Below are 13,246 nucleotides of genomic sequence, written 5' to 3'. Positions count from 1 at the left end.
TTACAGCTGATAAGGCGAGCTAACAATTGCAAGAGCCACAAGCTATTCCAGCTCGATCGGTTTGGTGTTCCAGTCGGGCGGGGTCTGACCGAGAATGTTGCGAACGAAGAAGTCTAGGAGTTTGCGCTCGGTGTAGGTGCCTAGAGTATGGTGATTGGCACCAGGAACGTAGACCATGTCAAAATCTTTTCCTGCCTTGATGAGTCGATCGGCAAGCTGGAACGAGCAAAACGGATCGACATTATCATCCATTTCGCCGACCGCGATCATCAGCTTGCCCTGCAGCCTGTGAGCATTGTCAACGGCGGAGGATTGCGAATATTCAATGCCGACCGGCCACCCCATCCAAAGTTCGTTCCACCAGGTCTTGTCTATCCTGTTGTCGAAGCAGCCGTTTTTGGCGACGGCGACCTTGTAGAAATCGGGGTGAAAGAGCAGCGCGCTGACTGCACTCTGGCCGCCGGCGGATGCGCCAAAAATGCCGACGTTGGATATGTCGTACCATGGATATTGCGCGGCCGCCGCCTTGTGCCACAGAATGCGATCGGGAAATCCTGCGTCCTTCAGATTCTTCCAAGCAACATCATGGAAGGCGCGGGAGCGGTTGTTGGTGCCCATGCCGTCGATCTGAGCAACGACGAAGCCCAGCTGCGTGAGCGGCTCTGTCCACCGCGAGAAGGATTTTGGGACGAAGGAGCCGTGGGGTCCAGCATAGATATTCTCCACAACCGGGTATTTCTTCGTCGGGTCGAAGTTGGCTGGCAGGTGGAGCACGCCCCAGATGTCAGTTTTGCCGTCGCGCCCCTTGGAATGGAAACTGAGCGGCGGCTGCCAGCCTGCGGCGACGAGCTCAGAAATGTCGGCCGTCTCGATCTGCTGGAGCTTGGCATTGTCGCTGGCGCGGTAGAGTGCCATGCGCGGGGGCAGATCGATGCGTGACCAGAGATCGACATAATAGCGCCTGTCAGGCGAGAACTCGATATGGTGGTTGGCCGGTTCGGGCGTCAGTGCAGTCAGTCCCTTGCCGTCAAAGCCGATGCGGTAAGCATGGACCCAATAGGGGTCCTCCTGCGAGTTCATCCCGCTCGCCTCGAACCAGATCTGACGCTTGACCGGATCGACATGGTTGACCCTCCGGACGACCCACTCACCTCGCGTGATCTGGTTTTCGAGCGCGCCTGTCCGGCCGTTGAAAAGATACAAATGCTCATACCCGTCGCGCTCTGATGCCCAGATGATCTCCTTCCCGTCATCGACATCGTAACGGAAGATTTTTCCGGCATCCTCCTGGCCATGCCCCAGCGGCAAATAATCAACGAATGTCTCGCTGGTCTCATCGATCAGGGAGCGCCCGCGGCCCGAGGCGGCGTCTACCTCGACCAGGCGATAAAGCTGATGCCCGCGCTGGTTATATTCGAAAGTGAAGCCGCGGCTGTCCGCCCACCACCGGAGAGGGGAAAGTTCGAAGACGTTCGAGAAGAGGGCACCGTCAATCACGATCTGGCGCCGGCCGGCAATGTCGAACAGGACTGGCTGGGGCAGCGGAAGGACATCGCCCGGCCTGGGATAGAATTTTGTTGAATATTCCCGCTCCAACTGGTCCGTCGAAGAATTGAGGTAGCGGACCTCTCGCCTATAGCCGGGGCGAACAAGGTAAGCGGCGAGGTGGCGCGAGTCCGGCGACCAGCTCAGCGTCGAAAAGACGTAGCAATTGCCTTCGGCTCCGTCCCGGCTCAGAGGAACATCCTGCAATCCGTCCTCGCTGCGCAGGAAAACGTTGCAGTTCTTGATATAGGCGATCCATTTGCCGTCGGGCGACGCGTTGCTCTTGTCGGGGTTGTTCTCCGCTGGCGGCGTGTAGCGGTGGCTGAGCTCCCTACGGTCCCCTTTCCTTGCATCGAATGTGGTGCTGGTACAGTCATAGCTTGCAAGGTCGCAGCTCCACCGGGTGTCTTCAATCTGGAAGTCGAGCCTGCGACCATCCTCACTCAGTTCGAAACGGTCGAACGGAAGATTGCCGGCTTGATAGCTCTCATGGCTCACCTTGTTTAGCGCTGCCGCCAGACGCGCCTGATCGAAAGCGGGCCGCTTGAAACCCGTGGCAGCATCGACCTGCATGAACTGCTGCTCGCCGTGGCTAGTCCGGCGGTAGACGAAGGCTTCACCCCCGGTCAGCCAGAAAGGCATTTTGGGGACATTGACAGTGAGCCCGCCATATCGATCGTTGATCGTAAGTGCGCGCTTGAAATCGGCCGGCGCTAGCGTCGGGTGTAAACTTTTCGAACCCTTGGCCAGCGTCTGAGTTGCCGATCGCCATGCGGCGCGCGTCAAAGCGCCGATCCTGGACATACCTGTTCACTTCTTTCGGTTTTCGGAATGCTAATTTTGAAGTTGGGTTCTCGTCGCCGGTCTGCAGCAGCGCCGAAGCGTCGCCTTGGAGGAGAGCCAGCACGCGGGTGCAGCCAGGCACGCGCAACAGGGGCGCTCCTTGGACATCCAGGCACTGGTTCGGGTGCCGATTGAAGAGTTGGCGTCCGCCGCCGAAACAACCAGGAAAGAGCGTCCATGCAGCCCTGACGCGACTATTTCCCCGCGAGTATGGCCGCTTGCTTTTCTGCATCATCTGAAAGGTCCTGCTCTAGTCGGGCCGGATGTCACCCCGGCAGAAATCATTGTGCTATTTCGACAATCTCCGAGCGATTGCCGCCGGCCCATGACGAGGTTTACCGATAGGGCGCAATATGCGTGCCAAAGGAAAAGCGGTTTAAATACACGGCAATCCGCCTATGTCGCATCCCCAACATCGTCGCACACCGGACAATGCCGGACGAAATTGTCCCGGGGCGTCAAATTGGTTTGATGGTGACCCAAGGAGTTCTGGCTTTATCTGAGGCGTTCGGCCTTTTTCGAAAGCCGGACTCTTCGCGCGTTTCCGACGGCCCGAAGCGCCTGATCAAAGCTGACGGCATTCCCGGGTCTTGGCCTTGCCACAGCAGCACCTGCTGCATCAATTCCGACGGACGCTGTAGAACACCTGCAACACACGGCCCGCAGCAATTTCTCCGGCGCAACGCTGGGGCGACCGCCTTTGGCACTGCAGGCGTACATGCCGGAAAGGATGCCGTCTAGCCGCACCAGCGCTCCATTGATCATCAGCCGGTGCGGGCACCAGGATGACCGGCTGGAACGAAATCTTCCAACCGCTTCATCGTGAACAGCTGCTCCATGAACACATCGCTCCCGTCAATCGAGCCGTCTCGCCAGGGGGATCAATAGTCTGTCTTTGGCGTAGGTATTTCAGCAGCCTGCTGTTAGCGTGCGGACGACGCCGACATCAACCGGCGGACAAATGCGACGAGGGCAACAAGCGCGCCTGACGCAACGCCGCCAGATCAGCCGAGCCCGTGCAGAAGCAGGCGACGGCCAACTGGCGGATGACGATCTCGAAATGCGCGACAACGGCCCCGGTGGACACTGTCGCCGCGCCCAGCACGCTGGCCGCCTGCCCGGCGATGTCCGCGCCCAGGCGGATGGCCTTGGCCACGTCGACGCCATCGCGGATCCCGCCCGACGCGATCAGCTTCACCGTTGGCAGCGCCCGACGCACCGCCTGCACGCTGGTCAGGGTGGAATCCCCCAATCGGCGAATGACATCGCCACTGCACGGTCGGCGGCATTGCGGGCGCGCTCGCCCTCCACTGCGGCCCAACTGGTGCCGCCGGCGCCGGCGACATCGATTACCGCCACGCCCGCCTCGACGAGCGCACAGGCACCGAGGCGGACAGGCCCGCCCCCACTTCCTTGGCCACCATCGGCACGCCCACGATGCGCGCGGCGCCAGCGATCAGCGCCAGGACGCCGCGCCAGTTCGCGGTCGCCCTCCGGCTGTACCGCTTCCTGCAGCGGATTGAGATGGACGATGAGCCCATCGGCCTCCAGCGCGTCCACCGCGCGACGCGCCAGGTCCAGGCCGTCGGCCTCCCGCAGTTGCGCGGCGCCGATATTGGCCAGCAAGGGAATGTCTGGCGCCAGGCGGCGCAGCGCGCGCGTTAGCCCCTGGGAGTTGCGGGATTGCAGGCTCACACGCTGCGAACCGCACATGGCGATCCCCAAGGCTTGCGCTGCCTCGCTCAAATGCCGGTTGATGGCCTCGGCCCGTGGCATGCCGCCGGCCATAGAGCTGATCAGCAGCGGCGCGCGCATAGCCTTGCCCAGCAGCGAGGCGCGCAGGTCGATCTGCGTCAGGTCCAACTCGGGCAGTGCGCAGTGTTCGAGATGGATGTACTCCCAGCCAGCGGCCACCGTGGCCGGCGCCGTTCGCCGATCCAGCACGATGTCCAGATGTTCGTCCTTCCCCGGCTCAGGGCGGTGTCGCTCATGCTCGCTCCATCCGTAGCAGCGGGCGACGGCGTTGCGTCGGATCGAACCGACGGCAGCGCGCCCAAGCCGCCGCCTCCGGCGCGTCCAGGCCGACGCACGCTGGCCTCCCCCTGCAGCGTCGCTGCGATAGCGGCTGGTCGAAGTCTGGTAGTACTGCGCGCGGATCGCCGCCATCGCCTCGATCAACGGTCCCCACGGCGCGGGAAAGCATTCTTCCGCCATCACCCGGTGCAGCATGCGCGTATGGCCGGCCAACTCGTCGTTGAGGAACTCAACCACAGGCATAGCCGGATAGCGCTGCAGAAGCAGGATCGCCGCGTTATCGCCGGCCGACCTGTCCTTGTCGCGTCCATGCAGATCGTTCTGCAGGCGCCCTATCACTGAGATGAGCCGCAGGACCTGGCGAAACGCTGGACGCGCGCGCAAGGTCGCCATGTCCAGCCCCCACAGCAGCGACAGGCAACAGAACACGGTCCCGTAAGCGATCGAATCGATGCCGTTGTGCAGGTACTCGGCGTAAGACCAGCGTCGCGCCCCTGCCGCCTGCGCGTGTCCGGCGCGCAGCGCCGCGCAGTAGCACCGGGTATAGTCGAGAAGCCGAGCATAGTCGTGACGATCGTAAGCGAGCGCAGCCAGCGAAGCGCGCAGCTGAGCGCAGCCCTCGAATCCGGAGAGCACGCACGGTACGCCGTGCCCCAGCGCCTGCTCCAGGGCGGCGAGCTGCTCCGGCGCGATCAGGCCAACGTCGTTGCAATCGTCTAGCCAGAACAGCAGCGCCAGTTCGCGATAGAACGCCACGATCAGCGTTTCGTCCTGCGGATCGCGGCCGGTGCGGGCGCTGGTGTCGCGCAGGCTCGGGTGAATGCGTTGCAGGATATACTGGCCGCCCCTTACCGCTTCCTCAGCATGCTCATCCGCGAAACCGGTCAGGGCACGCCCCCACTCAAGCACCTGCTGCAGCGCGCGTTCGGTCTGGATCATGGCGCCGCCCCTGCTCCCTCGGCTACGACGCGCCGCCCACAACGAAGCGCCAGCCACAACCCGGCGAGACCGCATCTCCGCGCCATAACGGCGATCGCGAAGTTATCGATCCGATTGCCAGTTGCTGATGCAAGCTCTTGTGAACGGCCGTTAGGACCGGCCCGCAGCCTCGCCGGCAGTATCGAGCAATCCGCTTGCGCCGGCTCGCCATAGCAGGCGAGGACGGCAAGGTCGCCGGCGGCAAACGCACGCGAGCACATTGCAAGCGACATCCGCGAACGCGGCGCCGACTGGTCAGCCTCCGCCTCGGTGCCCGCATATGTCCGCGAGTCGAGCAGCGCCTTCGCCACGAAATGAGCAGAACGCCTTACGAGCATCGACCGCCGGCTGCTGCGCATGCGCGATGATGAGGCATGGTCTCGCAGCGGACCCGTTCCGACAGATGCTGCACCAGGGACGAGGCGACCTTATCCAACAAGGCACCACTTGCGCTGTTTGTGGAGACGAGCGTCGGCTGCATCCATGCGGCTGCTTGAGTGGTGAAGACTCTGAACGACGGTTCCTACGGCGCTGCCGGCGCAATCGGCTGCTTGGGGGACGCGTGACGCAGTCAAAGCTCCCCTTGCCAAGCACGGAGCAGGCGAGTGAGAGAGCAGATGAATAGGCGTGTCGCCAATATTTTTGCATTGCTCTAATCGATTATAGTTGTGAGGAGCAATTTGAGACCATTTACTTGCGGCTCAAGTCACCCATAAAAGAAGGCAAGCACCGATTCGGTAGCTTATCCCCTGTCTTTCGCGTACTCGCGGCCGTGGCGCCGGGTGAACGATTGAAGACCGCCGGTCTCACTCGCAGGTGGGCGCCAGGGCGTGGGGCGGTTGGCAAGCCACAGGAGTAGGACAATGTCGAAGGATTCGGGTAAGGGCGATAATCACGGCGGCGGACCGGGCAAGATCGAGATCACGGTGGTGGTGAACGGCCAGCCCACGCAGGTCGAAGCCAATCCCAACCAGCCGCTTCACGTCATTCGTACCAAAGCCCTTGAGAACACGCAGAATGTCGCCCAACCAGCCGAGAATTGGGAATTCAAGGATGAGGCCGGCAACTTGCTCGATGTCGACAAGAAGCTTGGCGACTTCGGTTTCCCGAATACTGTGACCCTGTTCCTCAGCCTGAAGGCGGGCGTCGCAGGTGCCTAAACACCAAAGTGTGGATCCGGAGGTCTCCCGAGCGAAGTTTGATCGGGAGATCGGCCGGTTCCGGCCATATGCTGATGTCTATCGGGCTCAGGGCTGCTTCTTGATCGAGGCGACCTTTCCGCGCGCTTTCTTCATTTTCGCCAGCCCCAAGTTAAAGCCACGGGTGGTCAGCGCAGCGAGCGAGGTCGACTTCACCGACTACGACTTAAGACCACCGTCCGTGGTCTTCGTCGATCCGTTTACGCGTCATCCGATTGCCCGGAAAGATCTATACCTGAAAATGCTTAGACGTCCGCCGCTGCCCGGAACGCCGCCGGAGATGATAGGAGCTCTCATCCAGCAGAACGCCGTGCCGCTGACGGACTTCATCCAGGCCAACAGTCCCGAGGACGAACCATTCCTGTGCATGGCGGGCGTCCGGGAATACCACGACAATCCAGCCCATTCAGGTGATCCATGGCTGCTTCATCGGGGTTCTGGCGAAGGCTGTTTGGCCTTCATCCTGGACAAGATCATCAAGTACGGAATCGTTCCTATAGAGCAGTTGCAGATTCAACTCCAACCGACAATCGTAGGAATGGTGGTATCCCCTCAGGCGATACAAGAATGACTGGTTTGAGAGATGTAACGATCGTGACTCTCCCGCGCGGCTGCATCTCGACCACGCATGGGCATCTGCGCTCAGTTGGTCGCGAGGGCAATGAGGGGATGGCGCTCTGGGTCGGCGTTCAGCAAGAGCGGCACTTTGCCGTAACAGAGACGGTTATCCCGGCGCAGCGTCACATTCGGACAAACGATGGCGTTTGCGTGATCGTTGCGGCCGAAGAACTGCACCGGCTCAATGTCTGGCTCTACAAAAGCGGCCTGAAACTCTTGGCCCAGATTCACAGCCATCCGGGCCGCGCCTACCATTCGACGACGGACGACGCTTATGCGGTTGCTACCACGGTTGGGTGTCTGTCGCTGGTAGTGCCGAATTTCGCCCGCGAGCCTTTCGATTTTGCTCGGGTCGCCGCCTATCGGCTTGACGAAAAGGCCAAATGGAATGCGCTCCCTCCCGCGGCACTGTCGCGAATGATCATGATATCGAGTTGAACAATGGCATTCGCTAACTTCATCGATCGCGCCGCCACGGCGGCATCTCAGGTCCTGGCCGATTTTCATCTGGGAGACTTCAAAGCAGCTCTTGAAAAGCAGGTCGTGGCAGTCGCCTTCGACCATCAGGCCGCTTCCTGCGCCGAAGGCCAGGCGACACTAGATCTTGCGGTGAGATTGCTCGCTAGGCTCTACCCGGTTCTGGCGATACTCCCGCTGGACAGCGCGGCGAGCTCTCAAGCCCAAGCGCTGGAGCGCTTGGCAAAGTCGATCAATCCAAAAGTCGGCATCCGGCGTTCCGGCAAGTCTGCCACCGTCTGCGTCGTTGCAGGGGTAACGCGCCCATCACTCCGGTGCCCGATCTTTTTCGTGGGATCGGACGGTTGGGCGGCAAAGCTGTCGCGTACGGACCCGGTGGGCTCTGGCCCAAGTCTGCTGCCTTATGGAGCTGGCGCCGCCAGTTGCTTCGGCGCCGCCAACGTCTTTCGAACTATCTTCGCTGCCCAGTTGACCGGCGCCGAGTTGGACGAAACCATCGACCTCTCGCTATGCAGCTACGACAAGACCAAAGCCGGAGAGCCTGGCCCGATCGACTTCCCAGTCGACCTTGGCGAAACCCACCTCGTTGGGCTCGGTGCGATAGGCCATGGCTCGCTTTGGGCGCTAGCGAGACAACCCGATCTCAAAGGTCGTCTGCATGTAATCGATCACGAAGCGATCGAACTCTCAAACCTGCAGCGCTACGCATTGGCTGGCCAGGCGGAGATTGGTATGTCCAAAGCGGTTCTTGCAGCCACCGCCCTTAGATCGACTGCCCTTGAGGTCGAGGCGCACCCTCTGACGTGGGCAGAATATGTTGCGCGCCGGGGCAATTGGGTCTTCGACCAAGTGGGTGTGGCGCTTGACACCGCCGCCGACCGTCTGGCTGTCCAAGGTGCACTGCCGCGATGGATCGCAAACGCTTGGACGCAGGAGCACGATCTCGGTATCTCCCGGCATGGTTTCGATGACGGCCAGGCTTGCCTTTGTTGCATGTACCTGCCATCCGGAAAATCCAAGGACGAGCACCAGCTGATTGCCGAGGAACTCGGAATACCGGAAGCACACGAGCAGGTGAAAACGCTCCTGCAGACCAATGCCGGAGTTCCCAACGACTTTGTAGTTCGCGTGGCTACAGCGATGGCTGTGCCGTTTGAACCGCTAGCCCCGTTTGTCGGCCAGCCCCTGCGCTCCTTTTATCAGCAGGCTATCTGCGGCGGTCTGGTGTTCCAGCTTAGCGAAGGAAGTCGCCGCGTTCGAACTGTGGTTCCGATGGCCTTTCAGTCGGTGCTTGCCGGGATTATGCTTGCCGCGGATTTGGTCAAACATAGTGCGGGGTTTCCCATGAGCCCGACGACGAGCACTCGGGTGAATCTTCTGCGCCCCCTTGGCTCTCACTTGCACGATCCGAAGGCCAAGGACTCCAGCGGCCGCTGCATCTGTAGCGACGACGATTTCATTGCCGCTTACAGGCGCAAATACGGCGAGCGCGTTGATCAGGTAAGCGATGTCTCGGCCGCCTAAACAGACGCGCACCTCTCCGTAGACGCAGGGGGCGCGGCTTGTGGGCGTGACCATGGGCGCCATTATCACACGCTTGGCCCGCTCCTTTGCCGGCCTATCGTCCTCCGCGCATGATCCCTGTTGCCGACGTGATGATCCAGCACCAGCCGCCATGGCACCAGAGGCTGGTCAAACCTCCGTTGTTGGCCGATTTGGACAGTGCTGCATCAGGTCTCGACCGACGTCTCGACAGTCAGGGCTGCTTCGACGGGTGTGAAGATGTCAACATCGACCCCAGGCGCCCGCATCGTCACAATCAGGGCGTACCGAGCCAGAGCGTCGACGCGTTCCAGGTAAGGCTTCTCCTTCCACCAGCCCCCGACCGGGAACACGCCGATCGCATCACGCTCGGCGAGATCGGCGGCGCTGCCCGACCAGAAATCGGCGTGCAACGAGCCGCGATCGCGGAAGGTGCCGAGCAGCCACTCTTCTCCGCCTCCAGCAGGCGCCCCTTCCTCCTCGTCCCGAGCGGCCTGATTGATGCGGGCTCGGAATTCGTCGACTGTCTCGGTCGCTGACTTTACTCTGAACCGAAGACCATGGGACGCGTAACGATGCCGGCGGGTCCATCCGCGTTCACCGGGGTTGGGTTCGATGAAATAGGACAGCGTGACGCGGAGCTCGACCTGGGCAGCGCCGAGCGCCGCGAGCTGCTCCTTCGGCCAAGGCAGGCGATGCAGCTTCATGTCACGCGTTTTGGCAGCCGCGCCGCCCTCGCGCTGGAAAGGCTGAAGCTCATCTTCAACGATAAGCGTGAGGTCGTTCACCGTTGACAGAAGCGCGCGCCCAAGATCTGGCACGCCGTAACCATAGCGCCGCACGAGCGCCTGGATCTCGCCCTTCGCTCCGTTGCACGCATCGATGCGTGCGCGCATCGCCGGAGTCCATTCGGCCGAGTGGACGATCAGGGCGCGAACCGTTTCAGGCCACAGCTCGGGGCGCGCTGATAGAATTAGTCCCGCCATCCGTGCGGCATGGGCCGTTGCCGCGCTCGTATCTCCGAGGGTGGTGAAGTGGCGCAGTTCGGGTCGATAGAAAGTGGTCAATATCTGCAGATCGTCGATCGGCTCGCCAGGCAACACACCGTCATGGGCGAGATTGCCGCCTTCGAAGACGACCTCGGGCTTCACCGGCCACTGCCTGTCCCAAACGACCGAAGTGCGACTGCGCGGCGAGAGCTCGCCGACCGGCGCGATCGGAGCGTAGCCCGCAAAGTCGGTGTCAATGATATCGACCTTTTCTGTGAAAGCGCCGACCGTCAGCGCATTCCAGGCCTGAGAAGGATCATCGACTGCTTCCAGATCGTTGCGCGTCAAATGCTCGGCCGGCATGAGGTCATCGCCGATGTTGCCGGCAGAGAGAACGATCAAGCGTCGCTGCTCCTCTTCGAAACAGAGTTGGTCGATAGCGGCAGACCACGATGTGGGCCTTCCACGCGCCGGACTGGCGCTTGTCACAGCCATTGCGATCGCGCGGCGGCGCTCCGGCGCCTGCACCTCGGCGCGGGCGATCGCTTCCGCGGTGATCGAGCCATAGAGTTCTGGATCGTTTGCCTCGTCTTCTGGCGGAAGGATACGGACACTCTCCAGCCGAAAGGGCAATGGAACTGGATCGCCTCCGACCAGGAGCGGGACCAGATCACCGTACAGGCCGACACCTGCCATTCGCGTCCCGTGGCCGCTCCACGCAGGTGTGTCGTCGCTGCCCCATGCCGGTTTGACGGTGTGCCAGTCTTCAACGGCAAGTGCGGGTTCGATCAACGGGTGGGTGCGACGTACGCCGCTGTCGAGAATGCAGACCGCAATATCGGATTGAGGCGGTCTGACGCGCCCGAGAAGCTCGTCGCTCCAGTCCCTTTGCTCCGCGCCGCCAAGGCCCATGAAGAAGGACGGCGTATCCTTCGCGCGCCGCAGCTCGGCGACGACATCGCTGTGCGCAATCATGCGGTCGAGCATTGCCGTGCTGGCGAGTGCCAGCATGACCACCCGCTCCGGAAACCTGACCGCATGCGTGCGCAAAGTGATGTTCAGGGCTTCGGCAATGTGCTCGAAGTTCTCGCGGCGACCGTCGCGCAGCCAGACTTCCCACCACACCTGCTCGTCAGCGGCCTGGGGGAAGAGGTCGTCGTGGTCGGTAAACAACGATCGTGCAGTCGCCAGCCTGACTGTCTCCATGCGGGAGACGAGCGGCTCGTTGCGCGGTCTGCCGCGGTCAGTGTCAACGTCTCGATACGCCTCGACTTTCCGCAAATAATAGGCTTGCGCGCTTTGCGGCAGGAACACCGACGCTGTGATGGGAGCACCGGGTTGAGTTGGCTCATGGACGGCGACCAGCTCCATGTGCTGGCGACGATCGGCCAACTGGTCGAGGGCCGCCCGTCCGGACATGGGCAGATCGATCTCGAGGTAAAAGCCAGGCGTGCCGACCGACAGCTGGGGGTCACGCGCCGCAATCTGCTGGCGTGCACTTTCGACCGCTTGTTCGATGGATTGCGTCAAGGCCGCAGCATGCGACGCCCGATCACGCGCCGGCAGCGGCGGTGCATGTATAAGTTGGTTGGGCCGCCGATAGGCTTCCCGAATGCCGTTGTTGCGAAGGTGGATATGGGCGCGGTCGCGCGGAAAATCGTCTGCCATTATGATCTGTGCTGTCGCTACTCAGACAGCGAAGCCTGCCGGCGTTCCTTCAGAGCGTCGATGAGCGCTTCCGAGGTGATCCGCTTCCCCCCCCGCAATATGATGGTTTTTGCAGCGTCGTCGGCCGCGCGGGTGATCTCGGCCTGCGACAGTCTCTCTGCCTGAGAGATCGCCTCGTTCCAGGCAAGCCCTCTGGTGTCGAAGCGGTCGAGTCGAGCCCGAAGCAGCGCCTCGATAATCGGCCGATCGGGCACGGCGTATTCGATGACATCGTCGAAACGGCGGAACAAAGCTCTGTCGAGCAGCTCGGGATGATTTGTTGCCGCAATAATCAGGCTGTGGCTGTCGTCTTGCTCGAGAAACTGCAGAAACGAATTCAGCACGCGCCGAATCTCGCCAACATCCTGGCGTTCGCCTCGACGCGCGCCGATGGCATCGAATTCGTCAAAGAAGTAGACGCCCCGCGTCGCCTGCATTGCATCAAAAACAAGCCGCAGCTTTCCGGCAGTCTCTCCCATGAACTTGGTGATCAAACCATCGAGGACGATCATGAAAAGGGGCAGATGAAGCTCCCCGGCCAATGCCGATGCGGTCATCGTCTTGCCTGATCCTGGCGGGCCGACCAGAAGCAGTTTGCGACGGGGAACAAGCCCGTGCTCGCGCAAGCTTGCTTGTTGGCGCTGCTCTCCCAGCACGCGGTGCAGGCGCGAGCGCAGACTGTCCGGCAAAATCATGTCCGTCAGTCGCAGGTCCGGATAGCGCACATGCAGGAGGCCTGCGAGTTCGCCCTTTGGCTGAAAAAGGGGAACCGGCCGACTGCTCTTGGCAATCCGGGCGTCCCTGCTCTTGGCTGCGTCGACCAGATCCTTGAGCTCCTGAGCAAGCTTGCCATGGCCTTGACGTGCCTCATGCGCAGCAAGCTGCATCGCGATAGAGAGGAAACGATCCTCGTCGCCGGCAATGTGGCTTTTAAGCAGCGTCACGATATGGCGGGCCGTGGTCATGGCTCTCTTCTGGGGTATCCGTTTACTTGGCGAAGCGCATGCAACCTAAACGCTTTCAACGGCGATTTGTAACGCGCAATGGTGTTTTTTCTCTTGTCGATGTTCGCCCGTGGCAACTTCAGCGGTGAACTGTTGCGCCGCGGTCATAGGCCAGCCGGAATAACGCCGGCCAGCAGACAACAGTCCGCATCTTCGAGCGCTCGAAGTCTGGCCACTCACGCAGCGTGTCGGGTCCGAACGCTCCAAAGCCGCCCCGCCTGGCAGGTCCATGCGACCGATTGCGGGCGTGCGGCCATAAGGTCTACGCGGGCTCGCATGGCTGCCCGCGCCGCTGGCTAAAAAGCTGTAC

At 61.6% G+C, this 13,246-nt stretch carries 7 protein-coding genes and 3 pseudogenes; 4 read left to right on the top strand and 6 right to left on the bottom strand.

All coding sequences use genetic code 11. From position 1 onward, the window contains the following. Positions 1–42 precede the first annotated feature (42 nt). The 4 genes and pseudogenes from CK219_RS28065 to CK219_RS28055 form a co-directional block, all read right to left on the bottom strand. Positions 43–2,349 carry a S9 family peptidase gene (locus CK219_RS28065; RefSeq protein WP_063169235.1) on the bottom strand — a complete coding sequence of 769 codons (2,307 nt, stop codon included), beginning with the start codon at positions 2,347–2,349 and terminating at the stop codon, positions 43–45. 667 nt (positions 2,350–3,016) lie between these two features. Then, positions 3,017–3,248 (bottom strand): annotated as a pseudogene (locus CK219_RS32420) (IS5/IS1182 family transposase); the annotation flags it as partial. A gap of 86 nt (positions 3,249–3,334) precedes the next feature. Next, positions 3,335–4,379, bottom strand: a pseudogene (gene fni, locus CK219_RS28060) (type 2 isopentenyl-diphosphate Delta-isomerase). Between the two features lie 88 nt (positions 4,380–4,467). Beyond that, positions 4,468–5,361: pseudogene (locus CK219_RS28055) on the bottom strand (hypothetical protein); the annotation flags it as partial. A 902-nt stretch (positions 5,362–6,263) separates the two neighbouring features. Between CK219_RS28055 and CK219_RS28045 the strand changes: the two are divergent. The 4 genes from CK219_RS28045 to CK219_RS28030 are packed head-to-tail and all read left to right on the top strand — an operon-like array spanning position 6,264 to position 9,218. Continuing rightward, positions 6,264–6,560, top strand: a complete 297-nt coding sequence (locus CK219_RS28045) for a DUF2604 domain-containing protein (RefSeq protein WP_024505654.1) — start codon at positions 6,264–6,266, stop codon at positions 6,558–6,560. After that, positions 6,553–7,170 (top strand): putative metal-binding protein, encoded by a 618-nt coding sequence (locus tag CK219_RS28040; protein WP_024505653.1) that lies wholly within the window; start codon positions 6,553–6,555, stop codon positions 7,168–7,170. The genes CK219_RS28045 and CK219_RS28040 overlap by 8 nt, the downstream gene beginning before the upstream one ends. Further along, the gene (locus CK219_RS28035; protein ID WP_024505652.1) at positions 7,167–7,655 is read left to right on the top strand and encodes a Mov34/MPN/PAD-1 family protein; all 489 of its coding nucleotides are present in this window, start codon (positions 7,167–7,169) and stop codon (positions 7,653–7,655) included. Before CK219_RS28040 ends, CK219_RS28035 begins: the two co-directional genes overlap by 4 nt. Positions 7,656–7,658: 3 nt before the next feature. Further along, complete coding sequence (locus CK219_RS28030) at positions 7,659–9,218, top strand: E2 ligase fold family C protein (RefSeq protein WP_024505651.1); 1,560 nt, start codon at positions 7,659–7,661, stop codon at positions 9,216–9,218. Between the two features lie 206 nt (positions 9,219–9,424). Here CK219_RS28030 and CK219_RS28025 read toward each other — a convergent pair whose 3' ends face one another. Further along, entirely contained in the window at positions 9,425–11,893 is a 2,469-nt protein-coding gene (locus CK219_RS28025; protein ID WP_063169237.1) for a S8 family peptidase, read from the bottom strand. Between the two features lie 17 nt (positions 11,894–11,910). Next, complete coding sequence (locus CK219_RS28020) at positions 11,911–12,897, bottom strand: ATP-binding protein (protein WP_024505649.1); 987 nt, start codon at positions 12,895–12,897, stop codon at positions 11,911–11,913. Positions 12,898–13,246 lie beyond the last annotated feature (349 nt).

The sequence above is a fragment of the Mesorhizobium sp. WSM4313 genome, assembly GCF_002294725.1.
GTDB lineage: Bacteria > Pseudomonadota > Alphaproteobacteria > Rhizobiales > Rhizobiaceae > Mesorhizobium.
Note: the sequence above shows the minus strand (reverse complement) of the source record. Positions and strands in the feature narration are given on the sequence as shown.